A 19,992-nucleotide genomic window follows, 5' to 3' on the forward strand; every position below is an offset into this window, starting at 1 on the left:
ACTCGCGTCAGATTTGGGCCACAAGTCTCATACGCTGCGCCTGGCGGGCGCGGTGTTCATCCGTGGCGTAGGGAGTGGGGTTGGGCGCCGCGGTCGGGTCAGGCTCGACATTGGCTGCCGGCGCCGGAGTCTGTGGCGGCTCCGGTTCCGGCTTCGGTGCGTTGGCGTAGGCGCTCAGGTTCCAGGCCTTCGCCTTCGCTTCCGTCTCGGCCACGCGGTCTGCAAAGCCGTGCTCCACTGCCTCGTCGGCGGTGAACCACGTTTCAGCGGACATCCAGTCCGCGATCCGCTTGGTATCGGCGCCGGTGCGCTCGGCGTACGTATCTGCCAACGTGCCGTCGATCTTGTCCAGCAGATCCGCTTCGGCGCGCAGATCGTCGGCGTTTCCCCACATGCCAGTCCATGCCTTGTGAATCATGAACAGAGCGCCTTTGCCCATCACGATCTCATCACCAGCCAAAGCGATGAACGTGGCAGCCGAGGCGGCAAGACCGTCGATATGAACGATGATCTTGGCCTTGTGGTCGCGCAGCGCCTGTTCCATTGCGCGGGCGGCAAACACGCTGCCGCCTGGCGAGTTAATACGCAGGTGAATCGTACTGGCGTCGATCTCTCGTAGCGCCTTCACGAACGATTCCGGCGCCACGCCACCCCACCAGGCTGCCTCTTCCTCGTTCGACACGATCGCGTCGTAGAGGAACACCTCGGCCTCATCGGTACCGTCCTTCGCCAGCACGTCGAAGCGGCGGGCGGACGCCTTGCGGTTGTCCTGCAGCAGCTTGTTAAGTCGGTTGCGCACTGGCACCTCCATTCAGATTCAGATCCGCGTTCGGCGGCATGTTTTCCAGCCGACGCACTTCGTCGGCGTTCATCCACGGCTGCTCTCCAGCGCGGCCCAGTGCGATTCTGTATGCCTCGTATCGCGATTTCAGGTCTCCACGCTCCAGCGCTGCAGTGATGTGCTCCACAAAGAACCGCTGGCGCACCGGCCAAAGCTTCCGATTCAGTTCCTGCGCCAGCGGCGTCAGGTGACGCTGCAGCGTGTAGCGCACGAATCCGATGCCCTGCGACTCGATGCCGCTGCCCCAGCTGGTGGTTTTGTCGGTATGGCCGACCATATGCGGCGGCACGCCGAAGAACCGGCAAATATCCTCGACGGTAAAAAGCCGCGTTGCCAAGATCTCGGCGTCCTTGCTGTTGACGCTCAGCTGTGCCGGCGCCAGGCCGCCGTCCAGGATCAGCGGGCCGCGCCCACCGTTCTGGATCCGCGCCAGCAGCGACGCTTTCAGCGCCTCCAGTTGGGGCTGCTTGAGCTTCTGCTCGGTTTTCAGCGCGTAATCGAAGTTCGCGCCGTCCGAGAAGAACTTGCCGGAGTACTTCTGCGCGGCGATAGCGGCGCCGATGGCCTCGACCGCTGCATAGGTGATCAGACTGGGACTGCGCAGCCCATCGAATCCCAGGCTGGGCAAGTGAATCACGTCCGCGCTGTCCAGTGTGTACGACTCGCTACCGTCATTCGGCATGACGCGGTACAGGACGCGACCCTCGTGCCGGAACGGCATCACACACAGCGGGTGCAGCGGCTTCCAGCCGATTACGCGGTTGCTATAGGCGCTGGGCCGCAGCAATTGCCCAAAACCGTCGCCGTGGAACAACTTGGCGGAGATCAGGTACTCCAGCGCAGCCGCGGTAGTCCATCCCTCCGACGCCTGCTCGTTGAACAGCCACCAGTATTCATGGTCGGCGCTGCGCCGGTCATTCCCGGAACGCTCGTAAATGCCGATCGGCAGGGTGGAGATCGCACCGGCCAGCAGCGATACGCATCCGTACACGGCTGAGACCCGCATGGCGGTGCTCTCTGTCACGGCTTCGCCTGACGATGACCTGTACGCAGCGCCTAGCAGGTTCACCAGCTCGTCCATCGACAGACCGTCGACAAATGAGTTCTCACCCAGTGCGCTGACGTCTGCCGGCTTGGTGGCCGCAGCACCAAGCGTCGGCTCGATCGCGGCCGGCACGGCAGGTGGCGGTTGGGATCGCCAGCCACCCAGCGCCTTTGCGATCATCTGTTTCATAAGCTATAGATTCCAGGCCCGTCTTGCGCTTCTGGGTTGCGGCTCATCAGCTCGACGGCATTGAACATGGACATCAGCGGGTCAATCTTTGCGGTTCCGCTGGCCTGTTTTGTGATCAGAATTGCGTTACCACGAGGCTCCACTTTTGCGTTGCCAACGCACCAGGCCATCATTGGCGATCCGTCGTGCACCAGCACGCCTTCTGCCAGCTTCCGTTCGGTCGTCTTGATCGTTCCACCCAAGCGCCAGCCCTGCGAGATGCCGACGATCTTGTCGCGGGGTATCTCAGCGTCCTCCAGCGCGTCCAGGATCGCGCCAAGCGCGGCCGGGTCTGCCCCGATCTGGAACAGAAGACCGTACTCCTCGACCTGCGAGACGTACTGGACCAACTGCCCAACGTCTTCGCCGATGTTCTTCACCAGCGTCAGATGACCCGCCGCAGCGAAGTCGTGCAACCGCGGGGCGATCTCTTTGCGCCGCTCCAGCACGCTTGGGTGCGCCCAGGCATGACACCATGTAAGCCACTCGCCCGTTTCGGTGTCCCGACCAACAGCGGACAGACCAAGCAAGTCGTCCAGGCCGCCCCCGTCGATGCCCATCGTCACCACCTCGGACCGCTCGATCAGCGATTCCAGCGTAATGCCGGTACGCGCCTGCTGCTGCCAGAAGTCCACGCCGGCCCAGCGGTCAGAGCGAAGCGCCAGACCGATCTCTACATTCAGGTGCTTGGCGAGGAACTGCTGCAGCGTCCCATCCGTTTTCGCCTGGTTCTTTCGCAGCTGGTCCTCCAGCCACTCCGCGCTCACAGAGCGCCCGATATTCGGATTCGTGACGTAGAAGTTAGCCGGATCCAGATACCCTTTTGACGCGATCAGCCTAGACGTGAACTCGTACAGAACAGGCAGCGTCTTTGGGTCGACGATCTTGCCGTCACGGACACCTCGCCAGTAGTCAAGTTTCTCCTTGAACACACCTGCCGGCGGATCGTCAGACTGGGTAGTCAGATAGATCACCCACCCCTCATCACGAGACACCTGGCCGCCCAACGCTTCCATGAACATTGCGCTGGCATTGGCGCGCTTGCCGAAGAGCCAGAGCTCGTCCACCAACACCTTTCCGGACTTCTTCCCGGATACGGTATCCGTGTCAGCGGCCACCACCTTCAGGCTATTCCGGGTCACCCGGTGGGTAATCGTCCGGATGTGGTCCTGAATGTGGAACATGGCCGCGAGCTCTTCGTCCTCACGGACCATGCTTGCGGCCGGCTTGAAGCTGTTGTCAGCCACTTCCTTCGTTGGCGCGAGGATCAGATGTTCTTCCTCCTCCCGCCAGCAGAGAATCAACGCGGTCAGCATGATGCCGGCCGCGATCGTCGACTTCGTGTTCTTCTTGCTAATCAGCAGTCCGTATTCCCGGATCAGCTGCTTGCCAGTCTCCGACTCGTAGCCACCAAAGATGGCCCGAACGAAATCGAACACCCACTCTTCGCTGCACTCACCAAACGTGGGCTTGCCAGGCAGATCAACAACACGCAGTTCCTTGAAGATCTGCAGCGCGCGTTCAGCTTCGTCAACGAAGATCGGCGGAGGAATGATCGACTTCCGCTCGACCAGCTTGAATTCCCAGTCAGTGCACGCAGTCGACCATTCCATACTCACACCTTCTTGCCGCCCGCCGCGACCAGCTTAGGCGGCGCCGCCGGCGCGAACCGGCTGGCCGCCTTCTTGGCATCAGCTGCCGCCTGCTCTTTCTTGCCGGTATCGCCCAGCTTCTTGTGGAAGTACGGCATTAGCTCCTTCGCTGCGAACACTCGCAGCTTGGGCTCCGTCTCGACGTCGTTCATGACCGCCTTCAGAAATGCCTTCGGGTCACCAAACCGAGTTGCCTGCTCCCAGTCGAAGGAGGCGATCGCAGTCTCATCGTCTAATGTTTCAGCTTCCAGGGTAGCCGGATCCTTACTCGGAAGCGTCTTCGCTGGTGGAGCTGGCTTCTTTGCGGCCGCCGCCCGCTTCTTTCGATCCAGGTGCGCGAGCACGTCGGGATCCTTCGCAAGACGGGAACCCGAAGCAGCCGCTGAGCTCGCGCTGTAGCCCGCTGCGATCGCAGCGTCCTTGTTGGACAGCCCTCTTCCCTTGGCCTCGGCAAATTTCTGTTTTTTGCCGGTGAGAGCCATGTTAATGCCCGCTCAAAGCGGTTCAAATGTTAAACATCGCGCATGACGTTTTCCGTTTGCGCTCAATGACTTGCGGCGTGCTCTTAACGCGGCTGCCGTGTTAAACCATTAACAAGTTCGTCGGACGGGATATTTTCTGCGCGTGAGGAAACTGGCGGTCTTGCCCCCGGCCGACCCCAGACTTTCGATACCCCCGCCCAGGCGACAAGGCCCACCGGAGCCCGCTGGCAGGCTCAACGCAGGCCGGCTGCTCGTTCCTCACGTGCCTTGCGTCCGCTGTGGCAGGGCCCGCATAGGCTCTGCCAGTTCGATCGACTCCAGAACAGTCTCTGATCACCACGATGCGGGATGATGTGGTCCACCAGGTCAGCAGCTGTCGTCCTCCCTTCCTCGTGGCAGTACACACACAGAGGATGCTCACGCAGCCACGCTGCCCGTGCTTTCTGCCACTTGTGGCCATAGCCACGCTCATTGCTACTCATCCCTCTACTTCGCCAGCCGCCACCATTCGTGATGGCCACGCGGTCCTCCTTCAGCGCGATGAGGCGAGGCTTCAGAGTGGTAAGGCGGCTCATGGCGCGAAGAAGAAACAGGTACGGCAGCCAGCGGCCGGCATACCCAAACCCGATGCAACTACCGGGAGGAGACAGGCGTGTTGGGCCACCAGACCTGCGGCCACATCCCCCACAATAGGAAGTAGGAGATAGGCAGGAACATGGCAAACCCCAAAGCAAAAAGCCCGCTGGCTTTCGCTGAGCGGGCTTTGGGTGCAATTCTGCGGCGTATCAGAATGAGGTCTATTTTCGACACATAATGTCGAAAGGTCAAGTGCAAAGTAAGGGTCGACGGACCTGATACGGGTATCCTGATGATTTTTCGGTCGCCACAACAATGACACCGCAGACCTGCATCTATTGTGACAGCCCGGGACCGTTCTCAGATGAGCATTTGTTCCCTGCAGGTTTGGGAGGGGACAATGCAAGGTTTCTGCTCAAGAACCTTGTATGTATAGAGTGCAATGAGGTGCGGTTCTCCAAGATGGAAGCGAGCTTCATGCGATCATCCCCCAACGCCTTCGCTCGCGTACTACTCCAGGAACACAGCAGACGTCGAGGAAGCAAGGTCTCCAAGCCGCGGATGGACACCAAGATGACGACCGTAGTTCTTGAGGATGGCACGGTTGCCGAGGCAGAGATTCATGCAAAGGGGCAACCAAACATGCTGATGCAGTTCTTGCTTCATCGGAACGGCGATGTCGGCTTTACTGGAGGCGCGAGCGGCAAGCCGAAAGCATTCTTAGAAAAAGCGCGCGCCATCTTCTCAACCGAGAAGATCGATTCTGTGCGGAAAATTGCTACAAACGGAAGCAACACGTATTCGATTGAATCATATCTTTGGGATGGGAACAGCTACATACCCTCTGGAAGGCATACGGGAGACAGCCCGCCAAGATCTTGTGTATGGGTCGAGCCCCTCAAAGACAATCGAGAAAGCGCCAACCACGCCAGCCCTCGGCTCTTTCAGAAGTCGACCGGTCAGCTGGTTCTCCGGGCAGCGCAGGAGGATGACGTCGGGTCCCTACTCAGCCAAGCCCGTCGAGCTGCATTTGCCGCCACCCTCCCCGATACGCTGAACTACCAGGATTCCCCGAACCCGGTCGTCCAAACTTCGCTCTCCATTAATCTTGATCACTATCGGCGCACCTACGCCAAGATAGCCATGAATTTTTTGATCTACATCTTCGAGGAAGACTACGCGAGGCACCACGCGTTCAGCCGCGTGAAGAGTGGCATCGTGCATGGAAGCCCCATGGTGGTGATCAGCCAACAAGAAAAGGACGCGTTCAGCCACGTACCGTCTGATAGACACATCGTTGCTATTTGCAGCGCGAAGGCGAAAGCCGGAAGATATGCCGTTATGGCGTTCATCCGCCTTTACGGCGGGTTGACGACAACCGTTCTGTTGTCGCGAAACGCACCAAAGCCGGTAACGACAACCCCTCTATTCATGCTGGTTGACTACAATAGTCATGAAATTGAAATTGTCGGACTGGAAGGGTTCTCCGAACGCTATAAACGAACCGACTTCTCCGAAGAGTTCAAAGCAGAAACCACCATGAATTTCATCCGCACCAATTGGCCGGATGCCCTTCCTAAGTAGAGATAGCGAGCATCGCATCCACCTCCCCCACAAGACCTCGATCGCGGAGCAACTCGTTGGCGCGTTGTAGGGCGATTGCCTGGACACCAACCGAGCCATTCACGCCCTTCGTGCCCCGAAAGTAGGCCATCAGCTTCTGGTGGTGCGTCGAGACAGTCTGTCTGTGGATCTCGCACTGCTGCGCCAGCCGCTCGATCGTCAGCTTCTTCCCGTGAATATCCCGGTGCGCACCGAAATGCCGCTCGACCAGCGTCCGTCTAAGTCTGTAGCTGGACAGGTGGCCGGCGAACAGGTAGGTGGTATGGTCAGTCAGATAGCTGATCGCGTCCGCCCACTCCACATTCGGGCGGTTGCCAGAGCAGCACGCCCTGGTGCAATCGCAGGGCAACTCGACAGGCGCGAACTGAGCAATGAGCAGCGACCGGTCGAGTTCACTGAATTCCTTCAGTTCCGCCTGGATCATCCCCGCCTGCCCTGCGCCGTCCACCCCCACCAGCCCCTTGCCGGTGCCAACATTGCCGCCGCGCATCGCCCGCGCCATCGGCGTCGGGCTGTACTGCTGCGTCGAGTACGAGAAAGCAAAGCGGAGAGCGCTGTCCGCGCTGGTGAATAGGATCTCGGTCTCGGTCATGATGGCCTGGTTATCTCGTGAAGTGGTTCTGTTGTCTTGCGCCCTGCTGCCAGCGCACCCATGGCAGGCGCACGCTAGCGTGAAACTTGGCCTCTGCCGCCGGCACGTGGTCCAACTGCGCCCGGGATTCGATGCCGCACCGCTCCAGGATGTAGGCCCTGGCCTCGCCAGCCGTCTCACACGACCTACCGGTCCTGTCTGCCACCATGCGGCGGAACTCCGGATTGCCACACCACATGCCGGCCAGCCGCGCCAACTCGCCGCCCTTCTGTCGTTCAGTCATGCTGCTGCTCCCATACCGAACAGTGCGCGGATGATCTCGTGCTGGTCTGGTGGAGGGACTGGCGCGGCCTCCCGCCGCTCGACTACCGCAACCGGCTTGCGTGCACGACACCGCTTCTGCTTTTGAGCATTGCGGCTAGAGGCGGGGTATGGAACGTCATCGCCTGGGAATGGAAGCCAGACCGGCAATGCCTTGCCCGGCCGCCCAGTCAGGTAGCGCTCCACATGGGCATAGCCCTTCTCATGTCGATAAAGCATGAGCCGCGCGATGTTCTCGCGATTTGCGCCAATGGCGTCCGCAATCTCAGCTGCGGACCGCCCTACCCCATCCGCGCAGAGCTTCTGGATAGCAATCCACTGCGGCGACTTGTCACCACGCTCATCCAGCACCCGCAAACCCAGCCTGATCGCGCGCATGTGAATACCAGTCCGTGTGCGCCCCAGTCGATCGGCAATCACCTGCCCGGACAGGCCATCTCGATAGCCCTGCTCGAGGAACTCGTCATCCTCTTTGGTCCATCTGGCAGTCATCGAACCATCCCCCACAGGATTGAGCCGGCAATGGCCAGCATCACTAGGCAAGCGAACACGTCGCAGATGTCGGCGGAGCTCATACCTTCCGCTCCTCGCTACGCCACACATTCACCGCAGATTCTGCGGCGATTAGAACCGTATTCGCCGCACGGGCAGCGAAGTGAATGTCCTCGTCGAATCCAAGGCTCCAACCCATCACCGCACCTCCTTGATCTGGATTCCCATGGCTGCCATCAGGTGACGCTTGATTCGGTATTCCTTGGTGATGACGCCCTTCACGTCCTCCACAGTCCTCTCCGCGGCGCCGCGTTCCACGTAGGTGAAGTCCGCCACGTACTTGAGCGGCGGGCGCTTCCGCCCATCGATGACCACCGCCGGTGCGAGGATGAATTCCACCTGGCGCTGCAGCTGCTGGATCTGGCCGGCCCGCTGGAGGATCCGCAGATGGCAGTAGCGCTCCAGTTCGCGCTTGCTGTCGAAAACCTCCCCCTGGAACATCACCCGCTCGTTGCCGTACTTGCTCGGTTTGTCCGCCTTACCGCTCGGACGTCCGATGCCAACTTGTCCGCCGTCGGCCGCCCCCGCTTGTTCTCCACCTTGCGCAGGTAGTCCGCGATCTCCTGCCCCGGCCTTCCTGCCAGCCACTGCACCTCGCACTCGTGCCGCCAGGCCTCGTCCGTTCGCATTTGCCCACTGCCCCCACATACTCACTTCCACCCTCCCGCCATAAGCCGCGCGTACAACCATCCCAGCGAGCCGCCCAGGAGGCTGCTCTGAAGCACTGACGCGCCGAGCAAACCCGATATGACGCCGCCCAGGACAATCAGCACGGCGGCATCAACAACGATCAGCCACCTCATGCCTGCCCCTCCGCCGGCGGATGGCCGTAGAAGTACACATGCACGTCGACGTAGATCGAACTCTTGGTGCGCAACAGGTCCGCAAGCAGCGCCTGGCGCCACGGGCCCTCGCCAGCCGCCTTGAACACGCCAACCTTGTATCGCTGGAAATCCTCGCCCGACTTTCGCGCGCGCCAGCAGGTCGCGCCCTTCGCTTCGATGCCCGTCGAGCTTTGCCACCATTCGGAGGCATCCTCTGCCGTTCCCTCGGCCACGGTCACACCTTCGTCGAGCCACCGCTGGCCGTTCAACCAGGTCGAGCAGTGCGGAATGAACTTGCCGCCCTCCTCCCGCCACTCGGCGCTGGCCGCCTGCACCGCAATCGCCGCCAGCATCTGCTCGAGCAGCGCCTCGTCGGCGGCCAGCTTGCCAAATGCCTTTTCGGCGTCCGCCTTGCCTTGCTTCCGGGGATAGGCCAGCCACAGCCGTTCGAACAAGGCCGGTGTCTTCGCGGTCTTTCCGCTCTTGGCGGACGCGCGTTGACGGTTCCCTGACGGTTCAGTTGATGGTTCTTTACGGTTAGACGGCACCTGCTGCGGGGGTTGGCGCACCTGCTGCGGGGGTACCCCGGCATTTCCTGCGGGGGTTGGTGCATCTGCTGCGCCAGCGAATTTCCTGCGCCCGTGCATTTGCTGCGCCGGTGCATCTGCTGCGGGGGTTTCCATGAGGTACTCCCCCGGCGTGAGCGTGTAGCTGGTGTGGCGACCATTCGAGCGGTCTGCCTTCAGCAGGTGATAGCGCTCCAGCCACTTGATGGCGTTCTGAACGGCGCGCTCCGAGAAACAGGTACGGCGAGAGATCGTCGGGATCGATGGCCAGCAAACGCCCTGGTCGTTGGCGTTGTCCGCCAGCGAGATCAGCACCGACTTCTGGGTCGGCGGCATTTCCAGATCCCAGCACTTGGACATGATGATGGTGCTCAAGCGGCCTCCTCAATGCGCGCCGCCGGCACGCCATACATTTTCAGGCGATATGCCGCCCACCGGTCGTATGCCTCATCCCAGCACAGGCTCTTCTGCCCCTTCGAGAAGCGTTTCCCCTGATCGAGTTCGTAGTGGCACTGGAAGCAGGCTGGCACCGTCATCAGATCATTGGCCTTGATGCTCTTCCCCTTGCCGTGCTTCAGCTGGTTGGAGTGGGCCGGCACCACGGTGTCGGGGTTGTTCCGGCAGATGCCTGGGAAGTGGAGATAGCACTGCTGGCCGTGACAGAGCATGTCCGGATGCAGCAACGGGTTGACACGGGCGGACTTGCCGTTGGCGATAACTACAACAAGGGCTGTCATTCGCAGAGTCCGTAGGCAGATGAGCACTGAGCCGGGGATTCCAGCTCAGCCATAACAAGCAAGTCGTATTGGCGTCCACCGCGGCCGGTCCGACTCCACTCCACGACTGAATGAATGGTCGACGACTGACCGGCGTGGCCCTTCGCCCCCAAGTGGAAAAACGAAACTGGGGATCGCGGGCGGCATACCTCTGACACCAACCGCTCCCATGCCGCGATGCGTTCGACCTCGGCCGGGAAGCGGCGAGCAATCTCCCGCAGCTCACCTTTGCTGCAATTGATGCAAGGCATGCAGCCCACACGGTCCATCCCCTGCAGATACAGCGGATTCGGCTTGATGCCGGCCAGCTCATGTGCCTGGAAGACGTCCTGTACCTTCCAGCGGAGGATCGGGCGGTAGTTGAACAGGCCGCCACCGACCTCCTCGAATGCCTTCACGCAAGCGCCAGTGCCCTGCAGCCGCACGCGACGGGAATGGCTCTCGTCAATGCGGACGCCTTGCCACGACCAAACGGCGTGGCCAGCGTCGAGCAGTTCGACCGCGTAGGCAGTCAATGGCTGCGTCTTGAGGTAATCGGTGCAGAACTGACGCTTCCGGGAAGGAAAGCCACCCTTGACCAGGCACATGTCCAGGTACGGATTGCCCGTCGGGTGAAGGAGCTCGAGCGCGCGCGCGGCGGCCTCTGGCGTCCAGGAGTACTTGAACTGCCGCCGACCATAGACAGCCGTCTCCGGCTCGCCGGCCGCCAGGCGCCCCAGATTGGCGCGCTTCGTTGCAAATTCGTCGGTGAAGTCAGCGCGCACCACGTCCACCTTGATCCCCAGCGCGGACGGCAGATAGCCCAGCGCGTACTCATAGGTGGCTTCGTGCTCGTTGCCGGTGTCCGCAAAGACGAACCGGCAGGCATCCTTACCGTGCTGCTCCAGCGCGAGGATGGCCGTGGCTGTACTGTCCTTGCCACCCGACATCGAGACGACGTGAACGATCGACATCAGAACAGCGCCCCCTGCGGATGCGGGCGGCGCACCGGGCGGATCGTCCTGCCAGTGACCTTGCACGCGCGCTGCGGCCCTTGCTCGAGCTGACCCAGCTGGCGCAGCTCGTTGACCCGGCCGCTGACCGTGTTGATGGCCAGGCCGGTAGCCTCGGCGATTTCCTTGAGGGAGTAGTCACGCGGCCAGACGTCGATGACTGCCATGATTTCCTGCTGGACCCGGCCCAACTGGCCAGATGACCGCATACGGTCGTAATTGCGGATGCTGGTGTGAGCGACTTGCGTGTGCATGCCCTCTCCTAGTCGTGCTGGGTGGTGGGTCTGTACTGCGCGTCCTTGAAGCCGAAGTTCCACTCCAAGTGAGCGTCTGTGCCGGGCGGCCAGTGCGGGTTATCCGCCTCGGACTCCCCGCGGCGAAAGGCTTGGGCGCCCTGCTCGCGCAGATCTGCGCGCGGCATCAGCTCGTGAATCACGCGTCGCCCTCCCTCGCGTCCCTGCCTGTCCCTACATGTCCCAGATTGGGACGCAGTTGTGCGGCCACCGTCTCGGCATACATGTGCCCGTAAGCCCCGCGCCGCACCTGGGTTCCAAGGAAATCGGCAACCGGCGTGCCCTCTTTACCGGCCCGCATGACCATGTCCGCCGCCTCTTCCGTCGAAAGCGCAACGCTGAGGATCTTCCGCTCCAGATCTGGAGTTTTGCGCTCACCACTCATGCGTGCACCTGCGTCCCAAGTTGGGCCACTTCGGCACTGACGCCAACGAGCGACACGGGCAAAGTTCCTACAGCACCACGCAACGCGAGTCGTACAGCGCGCTGGAGGGCGGCAGAGTCGGAGTCAAACCCACTCATCGCCTTGAATGCCTGGAGCGCGGCGTAGTCGTCGTCGCTGAGGCGCGTCTTAACTTCGTTGCGGTACTCGGATCGACGGGACATGGTCTTTTCCTTCCTGGTGTTGCAGCGGCAAATGCCGCGAATCGCGGGGTTCCCCCCGAGGACTTACTGATTGACTGGGCTTAGCTCGCCCAAGGTGGCAGAACGATCTGCCGGCAAAACACAGACAAATCTGCACAGAGGCAATGACAAACTCGACCGCATGTACACGTACGCCGAACGCCTCCGCTGGGCAATGCAACAGACAGAGCCGCCGACATCCCGGCGCGCTCTGGCTCAGCGCATCGGCGTCCAGTACCAATCGATTCAGTACCTGGCTGACCCGAACCGCAACGCGACCGGGAGCCGCCACACCGAAGCCATCGCTCGCGCGCTTGGCGTTTCCGCTCAGTGGCTCGCGACTGGAAAAGGCAAACCCCATCGGGGCCGACGCCAGCCAGTCGACCAACGCCCAGCACTACAGGACTGCATCCGCACAACTCGTGAACTTCTTGCGCGACTGGAACGCATCGCACAAGCACTGGAAGACGGCCAGACGGGAAACTGAGGCTCCTATTGAACGGACGCAGCCAGTTCGGGCCAGTATTCCTGCCAGTCTTCCGGACGCTGTTCCTGACGAGGCAGCCCTAGCGACGTTTCCAAAGCTCGCCAGTACTTCGCTGGAATCGGGCCACCTTTCTCGACGTAGTACGAGATCGTCTGCTGGGTCACACCCAACAGCGCACCCAACTTTTCCTGTGAGTGCGCAAGGCGGACGGCTTTTTGCCACGGACTGTCTTGCATTCGGATGCCCTATCGTGTCTACACATAGATTTGTAGCACGCTACCGTCCCTTTTGCAAGACGGCATAACAAAATGCTGTGTATGTCGACCTATGCAGACCGCCTCTACTTGGCCATGACCACGCGTGGCCTGAGCCCAAACCACGACCAGAGCGAGTTGGCTCGGCGCGTGGGAATGGGGTGCAAGCCGCAGAGCATTCAGCACCTCCTGGACCCGAACAAGAACGCGAAGTCCAGCAAGTACTCAGCTCGAATTGCCCAGGTGTTGGACGTAGATGTTCAGTGGCTGACCTATGGGACCGGCCCAGGCCCCGACGGCTTCGACGTCGAAGGGCGAGACTCCGATGGCGCTGTAATCGTCGTTGAATCCAAGCACCGCCGACCGGATGACTCTCAGGGCGCGCCCCACCAACTACTAGAGGCGACCCAGCGCCAGATTGCGCAGTCGATCCTGGCGAAGCTATCGGGATCCAGCCTGACCAAAGCCCTCGCCTACCTCCAAGAGCTGGACACACGACCCCTTGATGAGCGCCCCAACGACCAGCGCGAACCGGTAGTTGTTGCAGGCGGGAAGGCGGAACTCAAGGACGTATCCCGAAAGCGCCACTCACACGGATGACCGATCAGAAGCCCGCCTAGAGCGGGCTTTTTGTTTGCCGTAGCCATACAGAGCGATCTGCCGCCACACCGGCAAGATGCGCTGCATACCGCTTTCGCGGGGTTATTCACCCGCAGCCTTCCCGCTATCTGTGTCCCCCAGTATCGATCGCCGGGCCCTGAGAATCCGGCGGCAGAAGGGGTCTCAGCAATGGCAAAAGTAGTGAACCTTGGCGCCTATCGAAAAGATCGGCTCTCAAGGCATCGCCCGCCGGTACCACCGGGGGCGCAGGACGACATGATCGTCATCCGTCGATGCGAGGACGGAACCTACATCGCGCAAATGTTTGGGGCATACGCGAGCTCCTCCCTCTTGGCTATGGAACACGCGAGCGACTTGGCGTCGACGCTCGCTCGGAAGGAGCGCCTCCGCTAGAAAACAAAATTTTCTGTTTGGTTCTTGCCGAACTACATATTTGTTTGTAGACTCCCCTCATCGTTACACAAAACGGGAGATGAGGGGATGGACCTGCTCGTACCTATCGGAATCATGTTGTGGACGCTCGGCGTTGTCGCTGCGTTCGCTTTCGCCTCGTCGCGCGGGTGGGTCTGAGTCATGGCCAAGTTCCCCACTCACGATCAGATCCTTGCAATGCCGCTCCGTAAGCAGGCGGTTGCCTGGGAAGAGGCCCGTCATCGCAGCCGCCTGAAGGATCTGCAGAAGGCAGACGCCGCGCTGGCGTTGCTTGAAGCCGAGCACGCAGCACTGAAGGCCGCCGGCTACACGCTCTACGGCAGCCAGGTCGACGGCCGCTTTTTTGATAGGGGCGCGATCTCCATCTCCACATCCTCAGTCTTCGACGCTGATGCGCGCCTGTACAAGGCACTCCTTGTTGTCGGCTTCAAAGAAGTGGAACGCGACGAGAGCATCTGGACCCGCATCACTCTCAAGAAGGGGCGCCTGCGCGTGCGCATCTCCATCGACGCGAAGGCCCTTGCTCGCATCGAAGCCGAGAACACGTCGGAACCTGCTGCCACGTCTGCGGAGGCCGCATGACACCCGATCAAGCCTCCCTGCGCCAAGCGGCCGTCACCAACTGCAGCGCCGATCTGCTCCGCGAGCTGCAGCACGCCCACCGGATCATCCAGAACGGCCTGCAGCTGATGTCCGTTACCCAGAAAGACGTCTGGGCTGAACGCAACGCCCGCGACGGCGTCGACGGCAAAGGCACCACCCGCTATCACGAGCGCGCGGCCGTCATCGCAAGAGCCACCGGGAGCGCAGCGTGAAGCTCCTCCGCGCCATCGGTTTCTGGTTTGCTGTTGCATTCAGCGCCATCGCCCTGTCCGGCATCTACGCCGAACTCAATCCGGACGCCCCTACCGCTACCCCTATCTGGAGGCAGTCATGAATCCCGACATTACCTGGGAGGAGTACGTGCGCGCCCGTCGCGCCGAAGGCTTCAAGGTCACCGGCCGCTGGATCAATGGCGCGCCCGTCCTGGTGCGCCTGCACTGACCCGATGCCGACTTTAACCACCGTCCTCGCCGTTGCGCCGGCCCTGCTTGCACCATTCGTCGCGCTCGGCGTGGGCGCCTATCTCAATCACCGCTGGATGCAACGCCAAGCACAAACCACCGCGGTCAGCCCACACACGATGCTCGACCGCGTCATCCGGCTGATCGATACCAGCGCCCTCAAGTCTGCCGAGATCGAGCTCGTCCGCAGCCTGAAGGAGCGCCGCAACCGCAGCCAGGTGGTCAACGTCACCGCCGCTGAATTCGAAATGATCAAACAGATCCACGGGAGACTGTACCGATGACCTGCACCCAGGCCAGATTTGAAAGCGATGTCGCCAAGCACGCAATGACCGTCATCCGTGATGATGGCGTCAACCGGCACATCAAATTCCGTCAGCCCGATTCCAGTAGCTACTGGTTCGAGATCCTGACGTGGCACGGCACTCTTTGTATCAAGGGCGACTGCGGCACGTACGTGTTCTCGCGTCTCTCTGACATGTTCGAGTTCTTCCGCACGGACGACCGCGGCGACCCCACCAAGCTCTACATCAACGAAGGCTATTGGTGCGAGAAGCTGCAGGCAGTTTCCTGCGATGGATATGGGAACGGCGCGGCGAAGCGCTTCGATGCCGAGACTTTCGAAAAGCGCGTCAAGGAACGTATCGACGACTACTGCGAAGGCCGCGGTATCTCGGCGGAACTAAAAGCCGAGCTGTTGCAGGAGGTGCAAAACGACGTCCTGGACTATGCCTGCGACGGGGATACCAGCGTCTGGTCACGCCTGAACGACTTTGAAGACAAGGATTTCCCGCGCCTGTTCGAGGATTGCTGGGAATGGAACTGCGACGAGTACACCTTTCGATTCATCTGGAATCTGTACGCCATTGCTTGGGCAATCCGCCAGTACGACGCTGCCATGGCGCCGGCAAAGGAGGCCGCATGATCCGCCGCCTCTTGCTCGCATACTCCGCTGGCCGCCCCTGCAAGATCATCTGCGAGGCCGACCGCCCCTACCTGGAGCGCTACTTCGTGTGCGCGCTCTTCGGTATCCGCTTCTACCTGCACCGCTTCGTCGGGTCTGACCCCGATCGTGGTCTCCACGACCACCCGTGGCGCTGGGCCATGTCCTTCATCCTGCGCGGCTGGTACTACGAGGCCACCCGCAGCGGCACGCGTGCTGTGCGCTGGTTCAACTTCCTGACCGGTGACACGTTCCATCGCGTGATCCTGGCTCCCGGCCCGCTGATCGGTGTCCATACGCCGCGCGAGGTCTGGTCGCTGTTCATCGTTCCGGCCAAGGACGTCAAACCATGGGGCTTCCTGCGTGATCGCGGTGCCGCCGGCGGCCAGGTGTTCACGCCCTTCGACTATGGCGCCAGCGGGAAGCCTGCTCAGTGGTGGAAGCATGCACCCAAGGGCCGCGACGCAGTCGGTCGGCAACCGAACTGATCGAGGGTCGAACCATGATCATGAAACATAGCGCCGAGCTTGATGGCCAGGTTCGCCGCGCGCGCTCCGACAAGATGAGCCGGAGGGCAACATGCTAAACGCCGGCCACGCGAAGCAAACGGCAGCGAAACAGGCGGTGCTCGACAGCATCATTGCCTTCGTCGGCGCGCACGGTACGGCGACGATCGAGCAGATCAGCAAGCATTCAGGCGGGACCGATGGAACGACCCGGAAGCGCTTGCAAGAACTGCGCAATGCCGGGCTCGTCTACATCGCCCGGTGGATATGGGTCGACAACTACACGCATCAAGTCGCTGCGTTCGCAACCGGATGCCAGCCAGATGCACCGCAGCCACGCGGGGAGAAGCGATTGCTCTCCATCGTCAAGCACTTGTCTGCGGAGGAACAGGCAAGCGAAGAGGCGCAACAGCGTCACGCGAAGCACATGAGGACATGGACGCCGCACCGAGATGTGGCTGCCGCATGGTTCTAAGGAGAAGAAAATGACCGACAACACCAACGCCAGCGAATTGCTGCCGTGCCCGTTCTGCGGCGGTGAGGCGGGGGTAATGCAACAGTCCAAGGTTAATTGGGCTGTCATGTGCCATGTCTGCGGCGCTGAAGGTGGATGGGGAAACGCAACTGACGCTATCGAGCAGTGGAACCGACGCGCCGCCCCGCAGCCGCAAGGTGGGGCGCTGCTTGAAGCGTTTGACACGGCGTACATGAAAGCCGCCCAGACGAGTCAGCCATCCGACTGGCACGAAGCCGCATTGATGGCGCGTCAATGGCGCAACTCTGTTCTTTCCGCCCCGAGCGCCCCGCAACAGGCGGGGGATGGGCTGACGGATGAGCAGATTTTCGACATGGCGGATAGGTTCGCCCGCAACACCTTCTGGGAAGAAGAGGAACTGAAGGAAGTCACCTTCACGCCGCAAGGGCTGACGCGGTTTGCTCGTGCCGCCATCCTCGCCGCCCCTCGCCAGCCCGCGACCTTCGACGCTGAAGCCCTGATCCGTGCGTGTGTGCCCGGTGGGTCGATCTGCGATCCTCAGCAGGTTGCGGACGCGATTCGAGCATATGCCGCCCCTCGCCAGCCTGGGGAAATGGGCGCGGGGGTGCAGCCAACTTGCAGCGTATTCGATGACATGCTGCGTTCGCTGGAGCACGTCGAGTGCGTATATCGCCTGAACGTGGTGAAGGATGGCGAGCCCAGCAGCACGCTAGATAACCTGCAACGTGTCATTGCTCGCGCAAAGGCCGCATCGGCGCAGCAGGATGAGCGCGAGGCGTTGGGCGAATCGAATCGCCTGCAATTCCTGATGAATCGCTATCCCGGAACAGTGGAATTCAAGCGGTCAACCGTTCTGGCCATCATGCGCCAGTTTGGCGAGGCGTTGCTCGCCCAGCAGGTACAGGCCGATGCGGGAGCAGTGCCATTCGGCTACGCGCAACCATCAGGCGGTAACTACTTCACGCGGACCAAGCGCATTGCCGACAGAATCGGCGGCCTTGTGCCCATCTACACCCACCCTGCGGGAGAGAGCGACAAGAGGGATACGGAGCGGTATCAATGGATGATCGAACACGTCCATACACACCGCCTGTGGGAACGCAAAGAAGCATGGTTCTGCTTGCCGAACAACGCCACCGAAGGGCGTGGCTATAGCACTGCAAGCGCCGCCATCGACGCCGCCATGTCCCGCGAGCAGTCGGGAGGGGGAGAGGCGTGATGGAACTGGATCGCTGCTATCAGGGCGACTGCCGCCGCGTTATGCGATCGCTAATCGCCGACGGCGTGCGCGTGCAGTGCATCGTCACGAGCCCGCCGTACTGGGGGCTCCGCGACTATGGCGTCGACGGACAGCTGGGGCTGGAGGCCTCCCTGCCAGAATTCATCACCAGCATGGTGGAGGTCTTCGACCTCTGCCGCCAGCTGCTGACCGACGACGGAACACTGTGGCTGAACATGGGCGACAGCTATGCCGGCACGCGCGGTGCAGCATGGGGACCGTCGCCGGCCGCAACCGAAGCACGAGCGATGATCGCCAGCCGCCGGCGTGATGACGCGCCGATTCCGCGCAGCGACGTGCGCGTGGAAGGTCTGAAACCGAAGGATCTGGTTGGTCAGCCGTGGCGCCTCGCCTTCGCGCTGCAGGATGCCGGCTGGTGGCTCCGGCAGGACATCATCTGGCACAAGCCCAATCCCATGCCGGAGAGCGTGCGCGATCGCTGCACCAAAGCGCATGAATACCTGTTCCTGATGACGAAGAGCGAGAAGTACTTCTATGATCAGCAGGCGGTGCTCGAGCCGGTCAGCTCGAACACGCACGCCAGGCTGTCGCAGGACGTGCAGGCACAGGTTGGCAGTACGCGCGCCAATGGAGGCGCCAAGACGAACGGCAACATGAAAGCCGTGGGCCGCACTCCGGCAGGGTGGGCGACCGGTACAGATCGCAAACACGAAGAGATCGACGGCCGCTACACGGCAAAGCGGAAAGTCTATCCCGGCACTGGCGTCGGCTTTGGCCGAGGATATGACGCCGAGCCGAAGCCGCGCGTGAAGAACAATGCGAGCTTCAACCAGGCCATGGCAATCATGCCGACCGAGCGCAACCGCCGCTCCGTTTGGACCATCCCGACGCAGTCATACAGCGGCGCGCATTTCGCCACTTTTCCCGAAGCTCTGGTCGAGCCATGCATCTTGGCCGGCAGCCGGCCCGGCGACATCGTATTCGATCCGTTCATGGGCTCCGGCACGGTGGCCAGCGTCGCGCAGCGGCTCGGCCGCCGCTGGCTGGGTGCCGAACTGAACCCGGATTACATCTCGCTGCAGACCGAGCGCACGCGGCAGCCGGGACTGGTGCTCGAAGCACCTTCCGTTTAGACCAAATTATTCAGAACCACAAATTTCCATCCATGATCCCCGCCTACCCTCTCTGCTGGCCCGAAGGCTGGCCACGCACGAAAAGCTATGCCCGCCAGGCTGGACGCTTTAATTCGCGGCGGAACTCGAAGTTCTCAGCGGAACTGACTGTCATGCAAGGCGTCGAGCGCGTTCTCGATGAACTGGGGAGGCTCAGCATCTGGCGTGACGATATTGTGATCTCAACCAACATCACGACACGCCTCGATGGTCTGCCGCGATCGGATCAGAAGGCGCCTGAAGATCCCGGCGTGGCCGTGTATTGGGAAACGAAGAATGGCGATCGACGCGTCATGGCGATCGACCAATACCGGAGGGTTGCCGACAACCTTGCCGCGATCGCCGCGACGTTGGAAGCGCTGCGTGCGATCGAGCGGCACGGTGGCGCGCAAATCCTCGACCGGGCATTCACCGGTTTCACGTCGCTGCCCTCGCCGGCAGCCGCGCGCACCTGGCGCGAAGTGATCGGCGTCCCCGCTGCGGAGCGAGACCTGGCCGCTGTCCGTGCGGCGTATCGCCGGCGGGCCCAGGCCGCTCATCCGGACCGCCCCGGTGGCTCGCACGACGAGATGGCCCAGCTCACAGCCGCCATGCGGCAGGCAGAACAGGAATTGCAGTGACCGAAGCAGCGCAACGCATCATCGAACTGACCGCCCGCCACTGGGGGCTGAGATAGGACGCCATGGTACGCTTTGTAACAATCGCCAAGTTCTGCGAACTGACCGGCCTCACGGCGGCAGCTGTCTACACGCGGAAATGCAAGGGCATCTGGCCCGAGGGCGGCGTCTGG

General features: G+C 61.7%; 30 protein-coding genes. 12 read left to right on the forward strand and 18 right to left on the reverse strand.

Features of this window, described 5'->3' with window-relative positions:
* Nucleotides 1-7: 7 nt before the first annotated feature.
* The 5 genes from WD006_RS06155 to WD006_RS06175 all read right to left on the reverse strand — a co-directional run bounded on the left by WD006_RS06155 (nucleotide 8) and on the right by WD006_RS06175 (nucleotide 4,823).
* Nucleotides 8-799, reverse strand: a complete 792-nt coding sequence (locus WD006_RS06155) for a head maturation protease, ClpP-related (RefSeq protein ID WP_051723111.1) — start codon at nucleotides 797-799, stop codon at nucleotides 8-10.
* A complete protein-coding gene (locus WD006_RS06160; RefSeq protein ID WP_231108885.1) occupies nucleotides 783-2,075 on the reverse strand; it encodes a phage portal protein in 1,293 nt (430 codons plus the stop codon). Before WD006_RS06160 ends, WD006_RS06155 begins: the two co-directional genes overlap by 17 nt.
* Complete coding sequence (locus tag WD006_RS06165) at nucleotides 2,072-3,727, reverse strand: terminase large subunit (protein WP_029307765.1); 1,656 nt, start codon at nucleotides 3,725-3,727, stop codon at nucleotides 2,072-2,074. Before WD006_RS06165 ends, WD006_RS06160 begins: the two co-directional genes overlap by 4 nt.
* A gap of 2 nt (nucleotides 3,728-3,729) precedes the next feature.
* Complete coding sequence (locus WD006_RS06170) at nucleotides 3,730-4,248, reverse strand: terminase small subunit (RefSeq protein ID WP_029307764.1); 519 nt, start codon at nucleotides 4,246-4,248, stop codon at nucleotides 3,730-3,732.
* 233 nt (nucleotides 4,249-4,481) lie between these two features.
* Nucleotides 4,482-4,823, reverse strand: a complete 342-nt coding sequence (locus WD006_RS06175; RefSeq protein WP_029307763.1) for an HNH endonuclease — start codon at nucleotides 4,821-4,823, stop codon at nucleotides 4,482-4,484.
* A gap of 574 nt (nucleotides 4,824-5,397) precedes the next feature.
* Between WD006_RS06175 and WD006_RS06180 the strand changes: the two genes are divergently transcribed.
* Nucleotides 5,398-6,408, forward strand: a complete 1,011-nt coding sequence (locus tag WD006_RS06180) for a hypothetical protein (protein WP_152567222.1) — start codon at nucleotides 5,398-5,400, stop codon at nucleotides 6,406-6,408.
* Here WD006_RS06180 and WD006_RS06185 read toward each other — a convergent pair.
* The 13 genes from WD006_RS06185 to WD006_RS06245 all read right to left on the reverse strand — a co-directional run bounded on the left by WD006_RS06185 (nucleotide 6,401) and on the right by WD006_RS06245 (nucleotide 12,710).
* Entirely contained in the window at nucleotides 6,401-7,039 is a 639-nt protein-coding gene (locus WD006_RS06185; RefSeq protein WP_029307761.1) for a hypothetical protein, read from the reverse strand. The genes WD006_RS06180 and WD006_RS06185 overlap by 8 nt on opposite strands.
* Before the next feature lie 10 nt (nucleotides 7,040-7,049).
* On the reverse strand, nucleotides 7,050-7,322 hold the full coding sequence (locus WD006_RS06190; protein WP_051723098.1) for a hypothetical protein: 273 nt from the start codon (nucleotides 7,320-7,322) through the stop codon (nucleotides 7,050-7,052).
* Nucleotides 7,319-7,852, reverse strand: coding sequence for a hypothetical protein (locus WD006_RS06195; RefSeq protein ID WP_029307759.1), 534 nt, complete (start codon nucleotides 7,850-7,852; stop codon nucleotides 7,319-7,321). Before WD006_RS06195 ends, WD006_RS06190 begins: the two co-directional genes overlap by 4 nt.
* 198 nt (nucleotides 7,853-8,050) lie before the next feature.
* Entirely contained in the window at nucleotides 8,051-8,410 is a 360-nt protein-coding gene (locus WD006_RS06200) for a DUF1064 domain-containing protein (RefSeq protein WP_035832720.1), read from the reverse strand.
* Nucleotides 8,353-8,541, reverse strand: a complete 189-nt coding sequence (locus WD006_RS06205; protein ID WP_029307757.1) for a DUF7696 family protein — start codon at nucleotides 8,539-8,541, stop codon at nucleotides 8,353-8,355. Before WD006_RS06205 ends, WD006_RS06200 begins: the two co-directional genes overlap by 58 nt.
* A gap of 170 nt (nucleotides 8,542-8,711) precedes the next feature.
* On the reverse strand, nucleotides 8,712-9,677 hold the full coding sequence (locus WD006_RS06210; protein WP_051723095.1) for a helix-turn-helix domain-containing protein: 966 nt from the start codon (nucleotides 9,675-9,677) through the stop codon (nucleotides 8,712-8,714).
* Nucleotides 9,674-10,039 (reverse strand): nuclease domain-containing protein, encoded by a 366-nt coding sequence (locus WD006_RS06215; RefSeq protein ID WP_029307755.1) that lies wholly within the window; start codon nucleotides 10,037-10,039, stop codon nucleotides 9,674-9,676. Before WD006_RS06215 ends, WD006_RS06210 begins: the two co-directional genes overlap by 4 nt.
* Entirely contained in the window at nucleotides 10,036-11,031 is a 996-nt protein-coding gene (locus WD006_RS06220) for a phosphoadenosine phosphosulfate reductase family protein (RefSeq protein WP_029307754.1), read from the reverse strand. The genes WD006_RS06215 and WD006_RS06220 overlap by 4 nt, the downstream gene beginning before the upstream one ends.
* Nucleotides 11,031-11,324: a helix-turn-helix domain-containing protein gene (locus WD006_RS06225; protein WP_029307753.1), complete on the reverse strand. Its 294-nt coding sequence runs from the start codon at nucleotides 11,322-11,324 to the stop codon at nucleotides 11,031-11,033. The genes WD006_RS06220 and WD006_RS06225 overlap by 1 nt, the downstream gene beginning before the upstream one ends.
* Before the next feature lie 8 nt (nucleotides 11,325-11,332).
* Nucleotides 11,333-11,506, reverse strand: coding sequence for a hypothetical protein (locus WD006_RS06230; protein WP_155734920.1), 174 nt, complete (start codon nucleotides 11,504-11,506; stop codon nucleotides 11,333-11,335).
* A complete protein-coding gene (locus tag WD006_RS06235; RefSeq protein ID WP_029307752.1) occupies nucleotides 11,503-11,748 on the reverse strand; it encodes a hypothetical protein in 246 nt (81 codons plus the stop codon). Before WD006_RS06235 ends, WD006_RS06230 begins: the two co-directional genes overlap by 4 nt.
* On the reverse strand, nucleotides 11,745-11,969 hold the full coding sequence (locus WD006_RS06240) for a hypothetical protein (protein ID WP_029307751.1): 225 nt from the start codon (nucleotides 11,967-11,969) through the stop codon (nucleotides 11,745-11,747). Before WD006_RS06240 ends, WD006_RS06235 begins: the two co-directional genes overlap by 4 nt.
* Nucleotides 11,970-12,479: 510 nt before the next feature.
* The gene (locus WD006_RS06245) at nucleotides 12,480-12,710 is read right to left on the reverse strand and encodes a transcriptional regulator (protein ID WP_029307749.1); all 231 of its coding nucleotides are present in this window, start codon (nucleotides 12,708-12,710) and stop codon (nucleotides 12,480-12,482) included.
* A gap of 81 nt (nucleotides 12,711-12,791) precedes the next feature.
* Between WD006_RS06245 and WD006_RS06250 the strand changes: the two genes are divergently transcribed.
* The 11 genes from WD006_RS06250 (at nucleotide 12,792) to WD006_RS06300 (ending at nucleotide 19,822) form a co-directional block, all read left to right on the forward strand.
* The gene (locus WD006_RS06250; protein ID WP_141192886.1) at nucleotides 12,792-13,328 is read left to right on the forward strand and encodes a helix-turn-helix domain-containing protein; all 537 of its coding nucleotides are present in this window, start codon (nucleotides 12,792-12,794) and stop codon (nucleotides 13,326-13,328) included.
* Between the two features lie 594 nt (nucleotides 13,329-13,922).
* Nucleotides 13,923-14,363 carry a hypothetical protein gene (locus tag WD006_RS06255; RefSeq protein ID WP_029307747.1) on the forward strand — a complete coding sequence of 147 codons (441 nt, stop codon included), beginning with the start codon at nucleotides 13,923-13,925 and terminating at the stop codon, nucleotides 14,361-14,363.
* Complete coding sequence (locus tag WD006_RS06260) at nucleotides 14,360-14,596, forward strand: hypothetical protein (protein WP_029307746.1); 237 nt, start codon at nucleotides 14,360-14,362, stop codon at nucleotides 14,594-14,596. The genes WD006_RS06255 and WD006_RS06260 overlap by 4 nt, the downstream gene beginning before the upstream one ends.
* Complete coding sequence (locus WD006_RS06265) at nucleotides 14,593-14,718, forward strand: hypothetical protein (protein WP_267880318.1); 126 nt, start codon at nucleotides 14,593-14,595, stop codon at nucleotides 14,716-14,718. Before WD006_RS06260 ends, WD006_RS06265 begins: the two co-directional genes overlap by 4 nt.
* A gap of 111 nt (nucleotides 14,719-14,829) precedes the next feature.
* Nucleotides 14,830-15,129 (forward strand): hypothetical protein, encoded by a 300-nt coding sequence (locus WD006_RS06270; RefSeq protein WP_029307745.1) that lies wholly within the window; start codon nucleotides 14,830-14,832, stop codon nucleotides 15,127-15,129.
* A complete protein-coding gene (locus WD006_RS06275) occupies nucleotides 15,126-15,770 on the forward strand; it encodes a hypothetical protein (protein WP_029307744.1) in 645 nt (214 codons plus the stop codon). Before WD006_RS06270 ends, WD006_RS06275 begins: the two co-directional genes overlap by 4 nt.
* A complete protein-coding gene (locus WD006_RS06280) occupies nucleotides 15,767-16,276 on the forward strand; it encodes a hypothetical protein (RefSeq protein ID WP_029307743.1) in 510 nt (169 codons plus the stop codon). Before WD006_RS06275 ends, WD006_RS06280 begins: the two co-directional genes overlap by 4 nt.
* A gap of 91 nt (nucleotides 16,277-16,367) precedes the next feature.
* The gene (locus tag WD006_RS06285; protein WP_029307742.1) at nucleotides 16,368-16,769 is read left to right on the forward strand and encodes a hypothetical protein; all 402 of its coding nucleotides are present in this window, start codon (nucleotides 16,368-16,370) and stop codon (nucleotides 16,767-16,769) included.
* 10 nt (nucleotides 16,770-16,779) lie between these two features.
* Nucleotides 16,780-18,009: a Lar family restriction alleviation protein gene (locus WD006_RS06290; RefSeq protein WP_029307741.1), complete on the forward strand. Its 1,230-nt coding sequence runs from the start codon at nucleotides 16,780-16,782 to the stop codon at nucleotides 18,007-18,009.
* Nucleotides 18,009-19,163, forward strand: coding sequence for a DNA-methyltransferase (locus tag WD006_RS06295; RefSeq protein ID WP_029307740.1), 1,155 nt, complete (start codon nucleotides 18,009-18,011; stop codon nucleotides 19,161-19,163). The genes WD006_RS06290 and WD006_RS06295 overlap by 1 nt, the downstream gene beginning before the upstream one ends.
* A 152-nt stretch (nucleotides 19,164-19,315) precedes the next feature.
* On the forward strand, nucleotides 19,316-19,822 hold the full coding sequence (locus tag WD006_RS06300) for a hypothetical protein (RefSeq protein ID WP_196765216.1): 507 nt from the start codon (nucleotides 19,316-19,318) through the stop codon (nucleotides 19,820-19,822).
* The last annotated feature ends 170 nt before the right edge of the window (nucleotides 19,823-19,992 follow it).

Source organism: Cupriavidus sp. Met-2, assembly GCF_049843575.1.
GTDB classification, from domain to species: Bacteria; Pseudomonadota; Gammaproteobacteria; order Burkholderiales; family Burkholderiaceae; genus Cupriavidus; species Cupriavidus metallidurans.

What these genes read in the sequence shown, in the direction of transcription:
- WD006_RS06160 (WP_231108885.1), bottom strand. Translation starts at nt 2,075, where the DNA reads ATGAAACAGATGATCGCAAAGGCGCTGGGTGGCTGGCGATCCCAACCG.
- WD006_RS06165 (WP_029307765.1), bottom strand. Translation starts at nt 3,727, where the DNA reads ATGGAATGGTCGACTGCGTGCACTGACTGGGAATTCAAGCTGGTCGAG.
- WD006_RS06170 (WP_029307764.1), bottom strand. Translation starts at nt 4,248, where the DNA reads ATGGCTCTCACCGGCAAAAAACAGAAATTTGCCGAGGCCAAGGGAAGA.
- WD006_RS06175 (WP_029307763.1), bottom strand. Translation starts at nt 4,823, where the DNA reads ATGAGCCGCCTTACCACTCTGAAGCCTCGCCTCATCGCGCTGAAGGAG.
- WD006_RS06180 (WP_152567222.1), top strand. Translation starts at nt 5,398, where the DNA reads ATGACGACCGTAGTTCTTGAGGATGGCACGGTTGCCGAGGCAGAGATT.
- WD006_RS06185 (WP_029307761.1), bottom strand. Translation starts at nt 7,039, where the DNA reads ATGACCGAGACCGAGATCCTATTCACCAGCGCGGACAGCGCTCTCCGC.
- WD006_RS06190 (WP_051723098.1), bottom strand. Translation starts at nt 7,322, where the DNA reads ATGACTGAACGACAGAAGGGCGGCGAGTTGGCGCGGCTGGCCGGCATG.
- WD006_RS06195 (WP_029307759.1), bottom strand. Translation starts at nt 7,852, where the DNA reads ATGACTGCCAGATGGACCAAAGAGGATGACGAGTTCCTCGAGCAGGGC.
- WD006_RS06205 (WP_029307757.1), bottom strand. Translation starts at nt 8,541, where the DNA reads ATGCGAACGGACGAGGCCTGGCGGCACGAGTGCGAGGTGCAGTGGCTG.
- WD006_RS06215 (WP_029307755.1), bottom strand. Translation starts at nt 10,039, where the DNA reads ATGACAGCCCTTGTTGTAGTTATCGCCAACGGCAAGTCCGCCCGTGTC.
- WD006_RS06220 (WP_029307754.1), bottom strand. Translation starts at nt 11,031, where the DNA reads ATGTCGATCGTTCACGTCGTCTCGATGTCGGGTGGCAAGGACAGTACA.
- WD006_RS06225 (WP_029307753.1), bottom strand. Translation starts at nt 11,324, where the DNA reads ATGCACACGCAAGTCGCTCACACCAGCATCCGCAATTACGACCGTATG.
- WD006_RS06235 (WP_029307752.1), bottom strand. Translation starts at nt 11,748, where the DNA reads ATGAGTGGTGAGCGCAAAACTCCAGATCTGGAGCGGAAGATCCTCAGC.
- WD006_RS06240 (WP_029307751.1), bottom strand. Translation starts at nt 11,969, where the DNA reads ATGTCCCGTCGATCCGAGTACCGCAACGAAGTTAAGACGCGCCTCAGC.
- WD006_RS06245 (WP_029307749.1), bottom strand. Translation starts at nt 12,710, where the DNA reads ATGCAAGACAGTCCGTGGCAAAAAGCCGTCCGCCTTGCGCACTCACAG.
- WD006_RS06250 (WP_141192886.1), top strand. Translation starts at nt 12,792, where the DNA reads ATGTCGACCTATGCAGACCGCCTCTACTTGGCCATGACCACGCGTGGC.
- WD006_RS06255 (WP_029307747.1), top strand. Translation starts at nt 13,923, where the DNA reads ATGGCCAAGTTCCCCACTCACGATCAGATCCTTGCAATGCCGCTCCGT.
- WD006_RS06260 (WP_029307746.1), top strand. Translation starts at nt 14,360, where the DNA reads ATGACACCCGATCAAGCCTCCCTGCGCCAAGCGGCCGTCACCAACTGC.
- WD006_RS06270 (WP_029307745.1), top strand. Translation starts at nt 14,830, where the DNA reads ATGCCGACTTTAACCACCGTCCTCGCCGTTGCGCCGGCCCTGCTTGCA.
- WD006_RS06275 (WP_029307744.1), top strand. Translation starts at nt 15,126, where the DNA reads ATGACCTGCACCCAGGCCAGATTTGAAAGCGATGTCGCCAAGCACGCA.
- WD006_RS06280 (WP_029307743.1), top strand. Translation starts at nt 15,767, where the DNA reads ATGATCCGCCGCCTCTTGCTCGCATACTCCGCTGGCCGCCCCTGCAAG.
- WD006_RS06285 (WP_029307742.1), top strand. Translation starts at nt 16,368, where the DNA reads ATGCTAAACGCCGGCCACGCGAAGCAAACGGCAGCGAAACAGGCGGTG.
- WD006_RS06290 (WP_029307741.1), top strand. Translation starts at nt 16,780, where the DNA reads ATGACCGACAACACCAACGCCAGCGAATTGCTGCCGTGCCCGTTCTGC.
- WD006_RS06295 (WP_029307740.1), top strand. Translation starts at nt 18,009, where the DNA reads ATGGAACTGGATCGCTGCTATCAGGGCGACTGCCGCCGCGTTATGCGA.
- WD006_RS06300 (WP_196765216.1), top strand. Translation starts at nt 19,316, where the DNA reads ATGCAAGGCGTCGAGCGCGTTCTCGATGAACTGGGGAGGCTCAGCATC.